This window comes from Pseudomonas koreensis (assembly GCF_025447595.1).
Classification (GTDB): Bacteria; Pseudomonadota; Gammaproteobacteria; order Pseudomonadales; family Pseudomonadaceae; genus Aquipseudomonas; species Aquipseudomonas koreensis_H.
This window is the reverse complement of sequence record NZ_JAOEJU010000002.1, coordinates 35,002-53,121: the sequence shown is the minus strand read 5'-3', so window position 1 is coordinate 53,121 and position 18,120 is coordinate 35,002. Positions and strand designations below refer to the sequence as shown.

The window sequence follows — 18,120 nt, the reverse complement described above, 5'->3', positions numbered from 1 at the left end:
CATTATTGGTTTTGGCAGGGTTGTGGATAACGGGCCTTGCGCTCCAGGTCATCGAGGTCGATGTGGTTGCGCATGTACTGCTGACTGGCGTCCACCAGCGGCTGGTGATCCCAGCTCTTCAGCTTGCCGACGGTCAGCGCCTCGGCAACGAAGCGCCGACGACGTTGGCTTTCAAGTACATCACGGTGGATCGCCGGGATGTCCCACTTGGCACGTGCTTCGGCGAGAAAATCGTCGAACAGCTGGCGATGTTGCGGTGATTGGCTGAGTTCTTCCTGCTCGCGTGGATCGTTATCCACATCGAAGAGTAGGCAAGGGTCGGTTTCGCTGTAGATAAATTTGAAGGCGCCACGCCGAATCATCATCAGCGGGCTGACGGTGCCCTCGGCCATGTATTCGCCGAACACCTCGTCGTGACCGCCCTGCCCTTGCAGGTGCGGAACCAGCGAGCGGCCGTCCAGCGGCAGATTCGGTTCCAGGTTGCCCCCGGCCAGTTCGACAAAGGTCGGCAACAGGTCGGCGGTGGAGACGGCAGAGCTGACACGGCCCGATTTGAACTGACCGGGTGCACTTATCAACAGGGGCACCCGCGCGGCCATTTCGTACCAGTGCATTTTGTACCAAAGGCCCTTCTCGCCGAGCATGTCGCCATGGTCACCGGAAAATACGATGACGGTGTCGTCCATCAGCCCACAATCTTCAAGGGTTTGCAGAAGTTTGCCGACGTTGGCATCGATATAGCTGCAAGCACCGAAGTAGGCACGGCGGGCATCGCGAATCTTATCCACAGGCAGTGGGTTGTCCCACAGGTCGTAAACCTTGAGCAAACGCTGGGAGTGCGGGTCGAGTGAATGCTGATCCGGCGTCGTCGGAAGCGGGATATCCGCATCGTCGTACAAATCCCAGAACGCCTTGGGAATCGTGTACGGGTCGTGAGGGTGAGTCATCGACACGGTCAGGCAGAACGGCTGGTCGCCGTCCTCGCGAATGTGATCGAACAGGTATTGCTGCGCCTTGAACACCACCTCTTCGTCGAAATCGAGCTGGTTGGTGCGCACGCACGGGCCGGCCTGCAGCACCGAAGACATGTTGTGATACCAGCTCGGCCGCACATCGGGTTCATCCCAATTCACGGCCCAGCCATAGTCGGCCGGATAGATGTCACTGGTCAGGCGCTCTTCGTAACCGTGCAGTTGATCGGGGCCGCAGAAATGCATCTTGCCCGACAGTGCGGTTCGATAACCGAGACGGCGCAGGTAATGGGCGTAGGTGGGAATGTCGGCGGGGAAATCGGCGGCGTTGTCGTAGGCGCCGATCTTGCTCGGCAATTGGCCGCTGACCAGGGTGAAACGCGACGGTGCGCACAGCGGGCTGTTGCAGTACGCGGCATCGAACACCACGCCTTGTTCGGCGAGGCGGCTGAGATTCGGCAGTTTGATCGGCGACGGGCCGTAGAACGGCAACATTGGCGCGGCCATTTGATCGGCCATGATGAAAAGAATGTTCTTGCGCTTCATGTGATCGCGGCATTCCATAGTGAATATTTATGCGACATTGCTGCGATCGAGCATGGATTCCACGCAATATCCGGTAAAGCCCGCGCCGGACAATGACTAGGATAAGCACAGCTTATGTATGAAGCCCTCGGTGATTTGTCGCTCGACCTGCTGCGCTCCTTCGAGTCAGCAGCCCGTCATCGCAGCTTTACCGCTGCGGCGGTGGAGCTTGGTACGACCCAACCGGCCATCAGTCAGCAAATCAAACGGCTGGAAGAACAACTTGGCACACGGCTGTTCGATCGCATTTACCGGGGTATCGAACTGACCGAGGTCGGTTCGATCCTGTTCGAGCAGGTTACCCTCGGATTGCAGAATATAGACGCAGGATTGAGCGCGATCAGCGCACAACAGCAACATGAAGTGCTGCAGGTTGCTACCGATTTCGCCTTCGCCGCTTATTGGCTGATGCCGCGTCTGCATCGCTTTCACCAAGCTTATCCACAGGTGGACGTGAGCCTGGTCACCAGCGAGCGCAATCACAACATGCTGCGTCCGGATATCGACGTTGCCGTGCTGTTCGGCGACGGTCGCTTCAAACAGGGCGAAAGTCACTGGTTGTTCAGCGAAGAAGTGTTTCCGGTGTGCAGTCCGCAATTGCTCAAGGATCGCCCCCTGCCCTTGCCGGCCCAAGCACTTATGGAATTTCCGCTGCTGCACCTGCGGGGGGAAAACAGCAGCAACTGGTTCGACTGGAGCGGTCTGTTCCGCGCGCTGAACATCAGCACCCCGCCAGCCCCGGGCCAGCTGCGCTTCGACAATTACACGTTGCTGATTCAAGCGGCGATTGGCGGTCAGGGTGTGGCCATCGGCTGGCGGCACCTTGTGGATAACTTGCTCACCCAGGGTCTGCTGTGTCGGCCGATCGCCGAAACCACTCTTTCGCGCCTCGGTTATTACGTGGTGCTGCCGCAGCGCAAGCGCCGGGGCGCGCTGATCCAGACCTTCGTGGATTGGCTGATGGCCGAACAGGCCAGCAGCGCTGAATCTCTGGCCGGGCTGCCGTTGCCTTCGATTGCCGTGTAACGGATCAGGAGGCCGCGACAAAATCCACGTGCTGACGCAGATGCAGATTCAGCCGCAGCTCATCGGCAATCCCCACCGCCACCCGGTTCAGGCGTTCCAGCGGTTCGGCCAGACCCGGTTCAAGCGTGCGGCCGACCTGACTGAAATGCTCGATCGTCAGCCCGGCGACGCTGCGCGGTGCGTTCACCAGCGTCCAGTGCAGCGGGCTGCTTTGCAGGGCTTCGCGCACTTCCTCGGCGGCGTGGCGTTGCAGCGGGTCGGCATTTTCCGGATCGTCCAGAGCTTCGAATTCGCCGATGACAAACAGCCGCGAAACGTTCGCCGCGTGCAGTCCATCGATCAGCGCATCCACCGCCAGCACCTGTTCCACCGGCCCCAGCACCACGGATTTCTCGACATGATCGCTGCTCAGCGGCAAGCCCGGTGCATTCAGCAGGCAGATCACCGCCGAGCTGCCGGCCACGCTCTGATTGACTCGCTCGGCATCGAGCAAGTCGCCGCTTTTGGTGCGCAGCCCCGGCCGTGGCGCAAGCGCCGTCAGATCGTCGAGGATGGCGATGACTTCGTGCTGGCGACGCAGCAGTTCAGCCATCAACGCACTGCCCAGGCTACTCATGGCACCATAGAGCACCACTTTCACCGCCGGGGTTTCGGCATTTTTCATGGCTGAGGTCCCTTTTGTTTTCCCTTGTATGGCGTGTGACATACGGGCAACGCCGAGGGTTCGAACCGATTCAGAGGGTTTGCGATGCACACGATCAAGGGTTATCACGCCCACGTCTATTACGACGCCAGCACGATCGAACAGGCGCGGGCGCTGTGTGAGCAAGCGGCAGCGCTGTTTCCATTGAAGATGGGCCGCGTGCATGAACGCCCGGTCGGCCCGCACCCGGACTGGAGCTGCCAACTGGCCTTCGGCCCGGAGTTGATCGGCGACGTGCTGCCGTGGCTGGCACTCAATCGCAAGGGGTTGGTGGTGTTCCTGCACCCGGACACGGGCGATGATTTGCTGGACCACACCGAGCACGCAATCTGGATGGGTGCGATGCGGCCGTTGGATCTGTCTATTTTTTAATCAGATGGTTTCTTCGGGCTCGCCCGGCAAATGCTCGTCCAGGTGCAGCCATGGCAACTGGCTGTCGGTCCAGATATGCCGCTCGGCGGCGGCCTGCTCCGGGTGATCCAGCGTGGCAATCGTCAGATCGATGCTCTCGGTGCTGAGCAACGTCACCAGCGCCAGTTGTGCGCCGCAGTTCGGACAGAAGAACCGTGCACAACTGGTCGACGAGTCATAGCGCGAAGGCGTCCCCGCCAGCCACTGGAAGTTCGCCGCCGGCAGCGTGATCCAAGTGGTGACGATGCCACCGCTGACCTTTCGACAGATTGAACAATGACAGTGGGCAATGTCGTGCAACGCTCCGCTGAACTGATAGCGGATATGTCCGCAATGGCAGCCACCGCTGTGCAAATCAGTCATCGCCCTGCCCTCCGCTTCCCGTGTTCATTGACTCTAGCCCGCATCCGACGGCCGGTTGGCCGTTCGCCCAAAGCTTTCTTGCGCGAAAGGTAGCTGAAAGGTTCCCCGATTAGGATCGCCCCCACTGCCGGCAACAGACCGGTTGGCCAACGCGTGTGATTGCTCGCACGACAGGCCCAATTAACAACAACAATGGTGATTCTGATGTCCTCTGCAACCCGCCTCCTCGCTCCAACTCCGCCCGTACGTCTCGTGCTTCCCGTTCTGCGCTGATCCCGCCCGATCCGCTCACTTACCTAGCCGCGCTACGCCTGGAGTATTCCCATGCTGACTTTCCTTGGCTTCGCCATGGTCATCACGTTCATGTTCCTGATCATGACCAAGCGCCTGTCTGCGCTGATCGCTCTGATCATCATCCCGATCCTGTTCGCCCTGTTCGGTGGCTTTGCCCCGAAGATCGGCCCGATGATGCTCGAAGGTATTACCAAGCTTGCGCCGACCGGCGTGATGCTGATGTTCGCGATTCTGTATTTCGCCCTGATGATCGACTCCGGCCTGTTCGACCCGGCCGTGCGCAAGATCCTCAAACTGGTCAAGGGCGACCCGTTGAAGGTTTCGGTCGGCACCGCCGTACTGGCGCTCGTCGTTTCCCTCGATGGTGACGGCGCGACCACTTATATGATTTGCGTGGCCGCCATGCTGCCGCTCTACAGCCGCATCGGCATGAGCCCGCGAATCATGGCCGGTCTGATCATCCTCGCCGGCGGCGTGATGAACATGACCCCATGGGGCGGCCCGACCGCCCGTGCCGCCAGTGCGCTGCACGTGGACCCGTCGGACATCTTCGTGCCGATGATCCCGGCGATGGCTGCCGGTGTGGTGGCGATCCTGATCATTGCCTACTTCTACGGCAAACGTGAGCGTGCGCGTCTGGGTGAGCTGCACCTGATCGGCGACGAAATCGATCACAGCGAAATCAGCGTCTCGCAATTCCCGGATGCCCGCCGTCCGAAACTGATCTGGTTCAACGGCCTGCTGACCCTGGCCCTGATGTGCACCCTGATCGCCGGCCTGCTGCCGCTGCCGGTGCTGTTCATGGTGGCGTTCAGTATTGCAATGATCGTCAACTACCCTTGCCTGCAGATGCAGAAGGATCGCGTCGCAGCCCACGCCGGCAGCGTGCTGTCGGTGGTCAGTCTGATCTTCGCGGCGGGCATTTTCACCGGTATCCTGTCGGGCACCGGCATGGTCGATGCCATGTCGAAAAGCCTGCTGGCGGTGATCCCGGATTTCCTCGGCCCGTACCTGGCGGTGATCACGGCGCTGGTGAGCATGCCGTTCACGTTCTTCATGTCGAACGACGCGTTCTACTACGGTGTGTTGCCGGTGCTGTCCGAAGCGGCCAGCCATTACGGCATCACCGCAGTGGAAATGGCCCGAGCCTCCATCGTCGGCCAGCCGGTTCACCTGCTGAGCCCACTGGTGCCGTCGACGTACCTGCTGGTGGCACTGGCGGGCATCGAGTTCGGCGATCACCAGCGTTTCACCCTGAAGTGGGCAGTGCTGGTCTGCCTGTGCATACTGGTCGCAGCCTTGCTGTTGGGGACTTTCCCGCTGTTCAGCACGTTGTAACGGCACCAAACTCACCAGGACGCCAGCTGATTGCTGGCGTCCTGGTTTAACACTCGCTCAAAGGAATACACATGGAATGGCTGACCAACCCTGAGATCTGGGTTGCCTTCTTCACCCTGACCGCCCTGGAAATCGTTCTGGGCATCGATAACATCATCATGATTTCGATCCTGGTCAGCCGCATGCCCAAACACATGCAGCAGCGCACCCGGATCTTCGGTCTTGGCCTGGCCATGATCACCCGGATCCTGTTGCTGCTGTCGATCACCTGGGTCATGCGCCTCACCGCCGACCTGTTCGAAGTGTTCGGCCAGGGCATTTCCGGTCGCGACCTGATCCTGTTCTTCGGTGGCCTGTTCCTGCTGTGGAAAAGCTCCCAGGAGATGTACCACGCACTGGAAGGTGAAGACGAAAGCGACGAAACACCCGGTGGCAAGGGCGGCAATTTCCTCTACACCATCATCCAGATCGCGATCATCGACATCGTGTTCTCGCTGGACTCGGTGATCACGGCCGTCGGCATGGTGTCCCACGTTCCGGTCATGGTCGCGGCGATCATCGTTGCGGTACTGGTGATGATGCTGGCTTCGGGCAAGATCAGCGAGTTCATCGACAAGCACCCGTCGCTGAAAATGCTCGCGCTGTCGTTCCTGCTGGTGGTCGGCACCGTGCTGATTGCCGAATCGTTCGACGTGCACGTACCGAAAGGCTACGTCTACTTCGCCATGGCGTTCTCGCTGGCGGTCGAAGCGATCAACATCAAGATGCGCGGCGCAATCGCCCGCAAGAAGAAACAGCAGGATCCGGTGAAACTGCGCAAGGATATTCCGGGTCAGTAACCCGAACGCTGCGCAACAGATCAAAGGGCCTTCGGGCCCTTTTTTCATGGCTGCATGAACCTGTTTTCATGACACTTTTGTTTCAATCCCCGCTTTAGCTGTGCAATGCTGGCGCCCAGACCGTTAGCCAACTACAGCTTAAGTATCAGAACGTAGAAATTGCGCGGTACCGTCCACTTGCCCCTCTGGGGCGCTGCTATTACAGGGGGTCTGCATGCTCACCCTGCTCAATCTGCTCTCTGCCGTGGCCCTGCTGATCTGGGGCACGCACATCGTTCGAACCGGCATCCTGCGGGTGTACGGTACCAATCTGCGCCACGTGATCGGCCAGAACATGTCCAAACGCTGGCTGGCCTTTGTTGCCGGCATCCTCGTGACCGCGATGGTGCAGAGCAGCAATGCCACCGCGATGCTCGTGACGTCCTTTGTCGGTCAGGGCCTGATGGCGTTGACCCCGGCCCTGGCGACCATGCTCGGCGCCGACGTCGGTACGGCGCTGATGGCGCGGGTACTGACGTTCGACCTGTCGTGGCTGTCGCCGCTGCTGATTTTTCTCGGGGTGATTTTCTTTCTGTCGCGCAAGCAGACCCGACTCGGGCAGATGGGCCGTGTGGCCATCGGGCTGGGGCTGATCATTCTGGCGCTGCAACTGATCGTCGAGGCCGCCGCGCCGATCACCCATGCCCAAGGGGTGAAGGTGATTTTCGCCTCGCTGACCGGCGATATCCTGCTCGACGCCTTGGTCGGTGCGCTGTTCGCGATGATTTCCTATTCCAGCCTGGCGGCCGTGCTGCTGACTGCGACTCTGGCCGGCGCTGCGGTGATCAGTCTGCCGGTGGCGATCGGTCTGGTGATCGGCGCCAACATCGGCAGCGGCGTGCTGGCGTTCATGAGCACCAGCATGCAGAACGCCGCTGGCCGGCAGGTGGCGCTGGGCAGCCTGCTGTACAAACTGATCGGGTTGCTGCTGATCATTCCGGTGCTCGACCCGCTGGTGCACTGGATCGACAGCCTGGATTTCAGCCCGCAGGAAATGGTCATCGGCTTCCACCTGCTCTACAACACAGCGCGTTGCCTGATCCTGCTACCAAGCGTCGGGCCGATGGCGCGGCTGTGTGCCTGGCTGCTGCCGGAGCGCCCAGAGGTCAACGGCACCGCCAAGCCGCGTCACCTCGACGCTACCGCGCTGGTCACGCCGAGCCTGGCACTGGCCAACGCCGCCCGGGAAACCCTGCGCATGGGCGACCTGATCGACAACATGCTCGACGCGACCCTCGACGTGCTGCGGGGCAAACAGACCGCCGTCACCCAGGAAATGCGCAAGCTGACCGATGACGTCGAAGCGCTGTACAGCGCGATCAAGCTGTATCTGGCGCAAATGCCTCGTGAGGATCTCGGCGAGCAGGACAGTCGGCGCTGGGCGGAAATCATCGAGCTGGCGATCAACCTCAAACTGGCCAGCGACCTGATCGAACGCATGCTGCGCAAAGTGCAGCAGCAGAAGACTTCGCAACGCCGGTCGTTTTCCGAAGACGGGCTGGAAGAGCTGGCCGGCCTGCACCAGCAATTGATCGCCAACCTGCGGCTGGGGCTGTCGGTGTTTCTCAGCGGCGACAAGGAAAGTGCCCGCCAGTTGCTGCGCGAGAAACGTCGCTTTCGCGCACAGGAGCGGCGTCTGGCCCACGCCCATGTCAGCCGGTTGCAACGTAAGATCGTGCAGAGTATTGAGACCAGTTCGTTGCACCTGGAGTTGATTGCCGACATGAAACGCCTGAACTCGTTGTTCTGCAGCAGCGCCTACGTGGTGCTGGAAACTTCCGATACCGGCGCGTTGGCGGCGGACGATATGGCGGACATCACGCATTCGCCTTGAACGTCTGGGGTTGTGGTCAGTCAGTAACTCAGAGTTCAGTCTCCAGGGCGCCTTCGCGAGCAAGCTCGCTCCCACATTTGAAATGCATTCCTTTGTGGGAGCGAGCTTGCTCGCGAAAGCGATCTGACTGACGACACGGATCTCCAATTCAGCCGTATGGAAGCTCGTTATGCGTTGCCTGTTGTTCGCCTGTCTGTTGCTCGGTTCCCTGCCCGCCTTCGCCCTGGATCGTTTTCAGGTTGAAGGCTACGCGCTGCCCAACGGTTTGCAATTGCTGCTCAAGCCCGGCACCGAGCGTGGGCATGTGGCGATCCGGCTGGTGATCGGCGTCGGTCTGGACGATTTCGACTGCAATGAAAAAGAGCTGCCGCACCTGCTCGAACACTTGCTGTTCAGCGGCATCGACGCCACCGGCGAAGGTGGCCTCGAAGAACGCATGCAGGCCCTCGGCGGTGACTGGAACGCTTTCACCAGCAACGCCGACACCACGTTCGTCATCGAAGCCCCGGCGAAAAACCAGCGCAAGGTCCTTGACCTGCTGCTGGATCTACTGACCCAGACTCGCTTCGACGACAATGCGATCAACGCCGCCAAACGGGTGGTGGAGCGTGAGGACGGCGGTCATTACACCCGTCTGCAACGCTTTCTCGACCGGCAGGATCTCGGCCACACCGCGAGTAACCAACTGGCGGTCGAGCTGGGCCTCAAATGCCCGCAGCGGGCTGAGGTCGATGGCCTGACCCGCGAGCAGTTGGAGAAGGTGCGCAAGGCCTGGTACGCGCCGAACAACATGACCCTGATTGTCGTCGGTGACCTCGACAAACTGCTGCCGGCCTATCTGGAACGGGCGTGGGGCGCACTTGAAGCGGTCGATCCGAGCGAACACCGTCCATTGCCGGACATCCGTGCCAGCGCCGCTCACGAACGTACGATCACTCGCGGCTTCATCGGCAACAGCGCCAAGCTGCACTGGCTGGTGCCGGAGCCGGTGCTGGACGACCAGTACGACGAAACCTTCGACTTGCTCAAGGAATACCTGGAGTGGGCGCTGTATCGCCAATTGCGCTTGGACCACGGTTTGTCCTACGGGCCGTGGGCTGAACGCGAGGTTTTCGGCGGCGTGGGTTTCATGAGCCTCAACGCCGATCTGGATCGCGGGGACATCGCCGAAGCCGAACAAGTGCTGGAAGACCTCAAGGCCGACCTGCTGAAAAACGGCCTCGACGCCGACACCTTCAATCGCTTGAAACAAGCCGCCATCGCCCATCAGGCCTGGGCCGTGCAAGGCACCAGCGCCATGGCCGATTATTACTGGAGCGCCCTGGGCGACTACGAGGACGGGCGCTTTGCCGATCCTGCGCGGGAGCTGCAAGGCGTGACGCTGGAAGCGGCGAACAAGGCCATGCGCGAGTTGCTGCTGCAACCGGGCTATCTGCGGATCGAGAAACCGCTGCTCAGCGACGATCAGGTGTTGTGGCTGCTGGCGGGCGGGCTCGGTGTTCTGCTGCTGATCCTGCTGGGCTGGCGGCTTCACCGCCGTGATCCAGCCAAGCATTGAACCCTGTGGGAGCGAGCCTGCTCGCGATTGCAGTCTGTCATTAAACAGCTGTAGCACCGGATGTAGCCATCGCGAGCAGGCTCGCTCCCACAAGGAGTTGTGTATGGGGCTTTTACTGACCGGGAGCCTCGCCAGAGGCCGCGGCGGGCGGTACTCTGTCGGGGTTTTTTCCTCGACTGTCGTGAACCGCCCAAATGTCTAAATTGACCCTCCTGATCCAGCGCATTCTCGAACTGATGAAGCGCTACCCCGGGGTCATTGCGCTCGGCGGTTTCATCTCCGGGGTCGGCAGCTTCATTCTGGTCGACCGGCAACAGGGGCTGGCGAGCTGGATCACCACGATCATGCTGCTGAGCTGGATCTGGCTGATGCTGGAAAACAGCCTGACCAGGCTGTTCACGCGGATCTTCAAACGGGAAATCCCCCAGCCGTTGCTGCGTTACGCGACGCAGATGATCCACCAGGAAAGTCTGTTTTTCGTCCTGCCGTTCTTCTTCATCACCACCACCTGGAACAGTGGCCAGCTGTTTTTCACCGGGCTGCTGTGCATCGCGGCGCTGATTTCGATCGTCGACCCGCTCTACTACAAGTGGCTGGCACCAAGGCGCTGGGCGTTCCTCGCGCTGCACACCCTGACCCTGTTCGCCGCCCTGCTTACGGCGCTGCCGGTGATCATGCACCTGACCACCTCGCAAAGCTTCAAATGGGCGCTGGGAATTGCGGTGGTGTTGTCGTTCCCGAGCCTGGCGTCGATCTTACCGATCCGCACCGTGCGCAACGCGCTGGCGATCCTCAGCATTACCATCGGTATTGGCGGCGTAGGCTGGGTCCTGCGTTCGTGGGTGCCACCAGCAACGCTGTGGATGACTGACGTTGCGATCAGCACCCAGGTGCAGGACCGGGTTCCTGGCGCGAGCCTCAAGGAAGTCAGCGCCGAGCAGATCCGTGGCGGCGGGCTCTATGCCTACACCGCGATCAACGCGCCGCGTGGGCTCGATGAACGGATCTATCACGTGTGGCAGTTCAACGGCAAAGAGGTCGATCGCATCGCCCTCGACATTCACGGCGGGCGCAAGGAAGGCTACCGGGCCTGGACCCACAAGCAGAACTTCCCCGGCAACCCGGCGGGCAAGTGGCAGGTGCGGGTGTTGACCGAGGACGGTCAGGTGATTGGCGTGCTGCGCTTCGAGGTCACGGACAGCACACCGACCAAAGAAAAGTAATCCTGTTCGTGCTATTACGTAGGTTTGCGATATAGCCGAACAAGCACGGAGCTTATGACCAGCCCAATGACCGGCAGTGCCCGCCTGGACACCTCGATCACCCCTGCCCGCCTGCGGGTCACCGGGGACTGGACGCTTGCCCATTACGCCGACCTCAAGCAACTGAGCGAAACGCTCCACGGCCAGTACGACGCCAATACCCCCATCGACCTCAACGGCCTCGGGGCTCTCGACACTGCCGGCGCGTCGCTGCTGGTGGAGCTGCTCGGCTCCGAGCGGCTGGGCAAATCCGCCGAACACCCCGACTGCACGATTTCCAGCGCCGACCGCGCCTTGCTGCAAACCGTGTATCGCTCGCTGACCGACTTCTGTGTGCCGATCAAGGAACCGGAAATCAGCGTCAGCGTGCAACTGCTGACGCGTATTGGCCGGGCCGTCGATACGGTGTGGAAAGACACCCTGCAACTGCTCGGCTTCGTCGGTCTGATCCTCGAAACCATCGCCCGCAGCCTGTTCCGGCCCAAGCGCTGGCGAATCACGCCGATGATCGCGCACATCGAACAGACCGGCCTCGACGCGGCACCTATCGTGGCGTTGCTGACCTTTCTGGTGGGCGCGGTGGTGGCGTTCCTCGGGGCGACGGTGCTGGCCAGTTTCGGCGCCAGCGTGTTTACCGTGGATCTGGTGGGTTTCGCCTTTTTGCGCGAGTTCGGCGTGCTGCTCACGGCGATCCTGATGGCCGGCCGCACCGCCAGTGCCTTTACCGCGCAGATCGGCTCGATGAAGGCTAACGAGGAAATCGACGCTATCCGCACCCTGGGCCTCGACCCCATGGAACTGCTGGTAGTGCCGCGCGTGCTGGCCTTGCTGGTGGCGCTGCCAATGCTGACCTTTCTGGCGATGATCTGCGGGATCGTCGGCGGCGCGGTGGTCTGCGCGGTGTCGCTGGATATCTCGCCGGCGATGTTCCTGTCGCTGCTGCAAAGCGACATAGGGATTCAACATTTCCTGGTGGGCTTGGTCAAAGCTCCGATCTTCGCGTTCCTGATTGCCGCGATCGGCTGTCTGGAAGGCTTCAAGGTCAGCGGTAGCGCCGAATCGGTCGGCGCCCACACCACCTCCAGCGTGGTGCAATCGATTTTCGTGGTGATCGTGCTCGATGCGGTCGCCGCGCTGTTTTTCATGGAGATGGGCTGGTGAGTCGTCTACCCCGTGCGCCCTCCGAGGCGGTGATCGAAGTCCGTGGCCTGTGCAATCGCTTCGGCAGCCAGAGCGTGCACGAGAACCTCGACCTCGACTTGTACAAAGGCGAGATCCTGGCCGTGGTTGGCGGCTCCGGCAGCGGCAAATCGGTGTTGCTGCGCAGCATCGTCGGCTTGCGCCGGCCCAGCGAGGGCATGGTCAAGGTGTTCGGCCAGAACCTGCCGAGCTTGCCGGAGCATGAGCGTTCGCTGATCGAGCGGCGCTTTGGTGTCCTGTTCCAGAAAGGCGCGCTGTTTTCGTCGCTGACCGTCACCGAGAACGTCGCCCTGCCCCTCATCGAACACGCCGGCCTGAGCCGCGACGATGCCGAGCATCTGGCGGCGGTGAAGCTGGCGCTGGCCGGGCTGCCGCTGTCGGCGGCGGACAAGTACCCCGCCTCGCTGTCCGGCGGGATGATCAAGCGCGCGGCACTGGCCCGGGCGCTGGCGCTGGACCCGGACATCCTGTTTCTCGACGAACCCACTGCCGGCCTCGATCCCATTGGCGCCGCGCAGTTTGACCAGTTGATCCTGACCCTGCGCGATGCCCTGGGCCTGAGCGTGTTTCTGGTGACCCACGACCTTGACACGCTCTACACCATCACTGACCGCGTCGCGGTACTGGCGCAGAAGAAAGTGCTGGTGGCCGGTCCCATCGACGTGGTCTCGGAAACCGACGACGCGTGGATTCACGAATACTTCCACGGCCCTCGCGGCCGCTCGGCGCTGGACGCCGCCAAACAGCTCAACGAGGTCTGACATGGAAACCCGAGCCCATCATGTATTGATCGGCCTGTTCACGGTGATAGTGGTGGCGGGCGCCCTGCTCTTCGGTCTGTGGCTGGCCAAGTCCAGCGTCGACACCGAGTTCAAGGATTACGAAATCGTCTTCAACGAGGCGGTCAGCGGCCTGTCCCGGGGCAGCCCGGTGCAGTACAGCGGGATCAAGGTCGGTGATGTGGTCAGTCTGCGCCTCGACCCGCAGGACCCGCGCCGGGTGCTGGCGCGGATTCGTCTGGCGGGCGACACGCCGGTCAAGGAAGACACCCTGGCCAAACTGGCCCTGGCCGGGATCACCGGCACATCGATCATCCAGCTCAGCGGTGGCACGCCAGAGAGCCCGAAACTCAAGGGCCATGACGGGAATCTGCCGACCATCGTCGCCTCGCCCTCGCCGATCTCGCGGCTGCTCAATGACAGCAACGACCTGATGAGCGGAGTCAGCACGCTGCTGAGCAACGCCAATCAGATGTTCTCCGCCGACAACATCGAGCGCGTGAGCAAAACCCTTGAGCATCTGGAGCAGACCACCGGCTCGATCAACGATCAGCGCGGCGACCTGCGCCAGGCCATGCAGCAACTGGCGACGGTCGGCAAGCAGGCCGGCAACATGCTCGAACAGACGTCCGCGCTGATGCGCAACGCCAACGGACTGCTCAACGATCAGGGCAAGCAGGCCCTGGGCAGTGCTGAACAGGCGATGAAATCCCTGGAGCAAAGCAGCGCCACCATCAACGGCCTGTTGAGCAAGAACCAGAACTCCCTGGACAGCGGCATGCAAGGCCTCAACGGTCTGGCCCCGGCGATCCGCGAACTGCGTGAAACCCTGAACTCGCTGCGCGCCATTTCCCAACGCCTGGAGGCCAACCCCAGCGGTTACCTGCTGGGCAGTGACAAGAACAAGGAGTTCACGCCATGAAGCTGACTCGCCTCGCCCTCCTCGCCGGCTTCACGCTGATCAGCGCGTGCTCGATCCTGCCCGAGTCCGAGCCGCTGGACGTCTACCGTTTGCCAGCCGCACAGGCGCCCGCCTCGGCCGGTTCGGCGGCGGCTCAGCACTGGTCGCTGCGCCTGAACAAACTGCAGGCCAGTGAAGCGCTGAACCGGCCGAACATCGCGGTGATTCCTCAGGGTGACGTGATCAGCAGTTACAAGGCGTCGCGCTGGAGCGATCCGGCGCCGGTGCTGGTACGTAATCGGTTGCTGGATGGATTCCAGCGCGATGGCCGGGTGTCGCTGTTGAGTACCGACGACAGCAACTTCCAGGCGGATCTTGAACTGGGCGGCAGCTTGCAGGCGTTTCAGACCGAGTATCAGGGCACGCAGGCCAGCGTCGTGGTGCGTGTCGATGCGTTGCTGGTGCGCGGCTATGACCAGCGGATTCTCGCCAGTCGCCGCTTCGAAGAGCGTCAGCCGCTCAGTGATGTGAAGGTCCCGGCGGTGGTGGCCGGCTTCGGTCAGGCCAGTGATCGCCTCACCGCGAAGGTGGTGGCGTGGGCGGTGGAACAAGGCCAGAGGGTTGCGCCACAACCCCGACCTTGAGTCTTGTGCACAACATTGTGGGAGCCAGCCTGCTGGCGATAGCGATTGTTCAGGCACCCCTGGGGTGTAGGTCAGTTCGCCATCGCCAGCAGGCTGGCTCCCACATTTGAATTGTGATCAACCGAAGAACCAGTAGCAGACGCCAATAGCGCCCAGCACACCCGCGAGCTCCGCCAACAGCGCGCAACCCACGGCATGCCGGGCGCGCTGGATGCCCACCGCGCCGAAGTACACCGCCAGCACGTAGAACGTGGTCTCGGTGCTGCCCTGGATCGTCGCCGCCACCAGCGCCGGGAAACTGTCGACGCCGGAGGTCTTCATCGTTTCGATCAGCATCGCCCGGGCGGCGCTGCCGGAGAACGGTTTGACCATCGCGGTCGGCAGCGCATCGACGAAACGCGTGTCCCACCCTGCCCACTCCACCAGATGGCGGATGCCGTCGAGGCCGAAGTCCAGCGCGCCCGACGCGCGCAATACGCCGATCGCGCAGAGCATCGCCACCAGGTACGGCAGCAGGTTCTTGGCGACGTCGAAACCTTCCTTCGCACCTTCGACGAACGCCTCGTAGACCTTCACCTTGCGCAACGCGCCGATCACCAGGAACAGCATGATCAGGCCGAACAGCGTCAGGTTGCCGAGGATCGACGACAAGCCCGCCAGCGCAGTGGCCGACATCGTCGCGAGCAACGCCATGAAGCCGCCGAGAATCAGCGCGCCGGGAATCAGGTAGGCCAGCACCACCGGGTCCCAGACCCGCAGGCGCTGCATGAACGCCACCGACAGGAAACCCACGATGGTCGAGCAACTGGTGGCCAGCAGGATCGGCAGGAACACCAGCGTCGGATCCGGCGCGCCTTGCTGGGCGCGGTACATGAAGATCGTCACCGGCAAAAGGGTCAGAGATGACGCGTTGAGTACCAGGAACAGGATCTGCGCATTGCTGGCTATGGTCGAGCTGGGGTTGAGCTCTTGCAGCGCCTTCATGGCTTTAAGACCTATCGGCGTAGCGGCGTTGTCCAGCCCCAGGCCGTTGGCGGCGAAGTTCAGGGTGATCAGGCCGATGGCCGGGTGCCCCGCCGGCACTTCCGGCATCAGCCGCAGGAACAGCGGGCCCAGCGCTTTGGCCAGCCACTCGACGATCCCCGCCTTCTCGGCGATGCGCAAGAAGCCCAGCCACAGGGTCAGCGTGCCGAACAGCAGCACCATGACTTCGACCGACAGCTTGGCCATGGCAAAAATGCTTTCCACCATCGCCGCGAAGATCCCGGCGTTGCTGCCGATCAGCCATTGCCCCAGCGCCGAAACGGCTGCCACGATGAAGAAGCCAAGCCACAGGCCATTAAGCATCAGTCAAATCCCCCGGAAGATGCGGCGAATGATAGCGGGGTCGCCAGAAACGACAAACCCCGGATTTCTCCGGGGTTTGTCAGGGGGCCTGGCGGGCGGGGATCAGTTGTTGGAAACGTCACCGGCCGGCAGTTTTTCCTTGCTGCGCCAGTGCGGCAGCGAGTTCCAGTAGCGCTGGCCCTTGGCGTCGTCGTACATGCCTTCCCAACGGGCTATGACCAGTACGGCGAGGGCGTTGCCGATCACGTTGAGGGCGGTACGCGCCATGTCCATCACACGGTCGACACCGGCGATGAAGGCCAGGCCTTCCAGCGGAATACCAACGCTGCCCAGAGTGGCCAGCAGTACCACGAAGGACACGCCCGGTACGCCGGCGATGCCTTTGGAGGTCACCATCAGGGTCAGGACCAGCAGCAGTTGCTGGCTGATCGACAGGTCGATGCCATACAACTGGGCAATGAAGATCGCCGCGATGGACTGGTACAGGGTCGAACCGTCGAGGTTGAACGAGTAGCCGGTCGGTACCACGAAGCTGCAGATGGCTTTCGGTGCGCCGTAGGCTTCCATCTTCTCGATCACGCGTGGCAGCACGGTTTCCGAGGAAGCGGTGGAGTAAGCCAGCACCAGCTCATCCTTGAAGATGCGCATCAGTTTGATCACCGAGAAACCGAACATCTTGGCGATCAGGCCCAGAATCACGAAGGCGAAGAAGGCGATGGCGACGTAAACCAGGATCACCAGCTTGGCCAGCGGCAGCAGCGAAGCGAAACCGAAGTTGGCCACGGTCACCGCGATCAGTGCGAATACGCCGATCGGGGCGTAGTTCATGATCATGTGGGTGACTTTGAACATGCTTTCCGAGACGCCCTGGAACATCTTCACCAGCGGCTCGCGCAGGTCCGACTGCAGGCTCGACAGACCGAGACCGAACAGAACGGAGAAGAAGATGATCGGCAGCATTTCGCCGCGGGCCATGGCCGCGAAGATGTTCGACGGAATCAGGTTGAGGATGGTCTCGATGAACGCGTGTTCATGCTGCACTTCAGCGGCGGTCGCCTGGTACTTGGAGATGTCCACAGTGCCCAGGGTGCTCATGTCGATGCCGGCACCCGGATGGAACAGGTTGGCCAGCAGCAGGCCGACGACGATGGCGATGGTGGTGACGATTTCGAAGTAGATGATGGTCTTCAGGCCGATACGCCCGAGCTTCTTGGCGTCGCCCACGCCGGCGATGCCGACGATCAGGGAAGAGATGACGATCGGGATCACGATCATCTTGATCAGACGGATAAAGATATCGCCTGCCGGTTGCAGGACGTTGCTGATCCACCAGGCCTTCTCGGCACTGAAATGGTTGAGCAACGCACCGATTGCAATCCCCAACACCAGACCGATGAGGATCTGCCAGGCGAGGCTAAGCTTTGCCTTCTTCATTATCTTTACCCTTACTTGCGTTTGACTCAGGCACATGCAGGAACTGGAACGCTCTTTAGCGGAAAAGTCTGTGCATCTGCCTCCGTATAAGGTGCCCCGAAGCGCGTGTTTACGGCTCTCCGGCAGGCGAAAAAAGGCGCAACTATTCCGATGCAAGGTTGCGCCGTCTAATGCCGTAAACGCCTACCCTATGCCGAATCGGCATGAGCTTTTTTAAATGAAACTGGCGTCCCAACCGGTTCGAATACGACATTTCAGCAGGCATAAGTGCCGTGAACCGGCCATTACAGCGTAGGTTGGTTATTTTTTGAACGAGTGATTTCGACGAAAAATTTAGGAAAAAGCCTACGTTCGGAATCTAAAAGTCCGACTTACTTGATCAACTGTTTCTCGATATACGGTCGCTAAGAAACACCGCGAAATGCTTTCGCACGCAGTGTGAGCGATAAAAAAGACGAGCAGAACGCTCTGGATCAACGTTTTGTCACGTTGAAAGCCCAGCGCAAGTCCGTCGAACCGCTCCGGTTGGCGAACTTGCGTCGCAGCTTTACCCTGACCCGGCCCTCATCGCAGGCACTCCCTGTACCCGTAG

The 18,120-nt window shown here is 61.3% G+C and carries 16 protein-coding genes; 11 read left to right on the top strand and 5 right to left on the bottom strand.

The window, feature by feature from the left end; genetic code table 11:
• Positions 1–2 precede the first annotated feature (2 nt).
• Positions 3–1,517 (bottom strand): choline-sulfatase, encoded by a 1,515-nt coding sequence (gene betC, locus N8H71_RS04045; RefSeq protein WP_262193005.1) that lies wholly within the window; start codon positions 1,515–1,517, stop codon positions 3–5.
• A 114-nt stretch (positions 1,518–1,631) separates the two neighbouring features.
• Between betC and N8H71_RS04040 the strand changes: the two genes are divergently transcribed.
• On the top strand, positions 1,632–2,582 hold the full coding sequence (locus N8H71_RS04040; protein ID WP_262193004.1) for a choline sulfate utilization transcriptional regulator: 951 nt from the start codon (positions 1,632–1,634) through the stop codon (positions 2,580–2,582).
• Positions 2,583–2,586: 4 nt separating this feature from the next.
• Here N8H71_RS04040 and N8H71_RS04035 read toward each other — a convergent pair whose 3' ends face one another.
• Positions 2,587–3,246, bottom strand: coding sequence for an NAD(P)-dependent oxidoreductase (locus N8H71_RS04035; protein ID WP_127796488.1), 660 nt, complete (start codon positions 3,244–3,246; stop codon positions 2,587–2,589).
• 84 nt (positions 3,247–3,330) lie between these two features.
• Here N8H71_RS04035 and N8H71_RS04030 point away from each other — a divergent pair, with 84 nt between their 5' ends.
• Positions 3,331–3,657 (top strand): DOPA 4,5-dioxygenase family protein, encoded by a 327-nt coding sequence (locus N8H71_RS04030; RefSeq protein WP_262193003.1) that lies wholly within the window; start codon positions 3,331–3,333, stop codon positions 3,655–3,657.
• On the opposite strand, the gene N8H71_RS04025 is transcribed toward N8H71_RS04030, so the two are convergent.
• Positions 3,658–4,059 carry a GFA family protein gene (locus N8H71_RS04025; RefSeq protein ID WP_262193002.1) on the bottom strand — a complete coding sequence of 134 codons (402 nt, stop codon included), beginning with the start codon at positions 4,057–4,059 and terminating at the stop codon, positions 3,658–3,660.
• A gap of 324 nt (positions 4,060–4,383) precedes the next feature.
• On the opposite strand from N8H71_RS04025, the gene N8H71_RS04020 reads away from it, so the two are divergent.
• The 9 genes from N8H71_RS04020 (at position 4,384) to N8H71_RS03980 (ending at position 14,747) form a co-directional block, all read left to right on the top strand.
• Positions 4,384–5,691, top strand: a complete 1,308-nt coding sequence (locus tag N8H71_RS04020) for a CitMHS family transporter (RefSeq protein ID WP_007954069.1) — start codon at positions 4,384–4,386, stop codon at positions 5,689–5,691.
• Between the two features lie 71 nt (positions 5,692–5,762).
• Positions 5,763–6,530, top strand: a complete 768-nt coding sequence (locus N8H71_RS04015) for a TerC family protein (protein WP_262193001.1) — start codon at positions 5,763–5,765, stop codon at positions 6,528–6,530.
• 214 nt (positions 6,531–6,744) lie between these two features.
• Positions 6,745–8,403 carry a Na/Pi cotransporter family protein gene (locus N8H71_RS04010; RefSeq protein ID WP_221534975.1) on the top strand — a complete coding sequence of 553 codons (1,659 nt, stop codon included), beginning with the start codon at positions 6,745–6,747 and terminating at the stop codon, positions 8,401–8,403.
• A gap of 169 nt (positions 8,404–8,572) precedes the next feature.
• Complete coding sequence (locus N8H71_RS04005; RefSeq protein ID WP_262193000.1) at positions 8,573–9,961, top strand: M16 family metallopeptidase; 1,389 nt, start codon at positions 8,573–8,575, stop codon at positions 9,959–9,961.
• Between the two features lie 194 nt (positions 9,962–10,155).
• Positions 10,156–11,184 (top strand): DUF2914 domain-containing protein, encoded by a 1,029-nt coding sequence (locus N8H71_RS04000; protein WP_262192999.1) that lies wholly within the window; start codon positions 10,156–10,158, stop codon positions 11,182–11,184.
• A 66-nt stretch (positions 11,185–11,250) separates the two neighbouring features.
• Positions 11,251–12,384 carry an ABC transporter permease gene (locus tag N8H71_RS03995; protein WP_262193238.1) on the top strand — a complete coding sequence of 378 codons (1,134 nt, stop codon included), beginning with the start codon at positions 11,251–11,253 and terminating at the stop codon, positions 12,382–12,384.
• Positions 12,381–13,184 carry an ABC transporter ATP-binding protein gene (locus N8H71_RS03990; protein WP_007954063.1) on the top strand — a complete coding sequence of 268 codons (804 nt, stop codon included), beginning with the start codon at positions 12,381–12,383 and terminating at the stop codon, positions 13,182–13,184. Before N8H71_RS03995 ends, N8H71_RS03990 begins: the two co-directional genes overlap by 4 nt.
• Before the next feature lies 1 nt (position 13,185).
• Positions 13,186–14,124 (top strand): MlaD family protein, encoded by a 939-nt coding sequence (locus N8H71_RS03985; protein ID WP_262192998.1) that lies wholly within the window; start codon positions 13,186–13,188, stop codon positions 14,122–14,124.
• The gene (locus N8H71_RS03980) at positions 14,121–14,747 is read left to right on the top strand and encodes an ABC-type transport auxiliary lipoprotein family protein (RefSeq protein ID WP_262192996.1); all 627 of its coding nucleotides are present in this window, start codon (positions 14,121–14,123) and stop codon (positions 14,745–14,747) included. Before N8H71_RS03985 ends, N8H71_RS03980 begins: the two co-directional genes overlap by 4 nt.
• 117 nt (positions 14,748–14,864) lie before the next feature.
• On the opposite strand, the gene N8H71_RS03975 is transcribed toward N8H71_RS03980, so the two are convergent.
• Complete coding sequence (locus N8H71_RS03975; RefSeq protein WP_262192995.1) at positions 14,865–16,094, bottom strand: nucleoside recognition domain-containing protein; 1,230 nt, start codon at positions 16,092–16,094, stop codon at positions 14,865–14,867.
• 102 nt (positions 16,095–16,196) lie between these two features.
• Positions 16,197–17,528 (bottom strand): glutamate/aspartate:proton symporter GltP, encoded by a 1,332-nt coding sequence (gene gltP, locus N8H71_RS03970; RefSeq protein ID WP_007954055.1) that lies wholly within the window; start codon positions 17,526–17,528, stop codon positions 16,197–16,199.
• Positions 17,529–18,120: the final 592 nt, after the last annotated feature.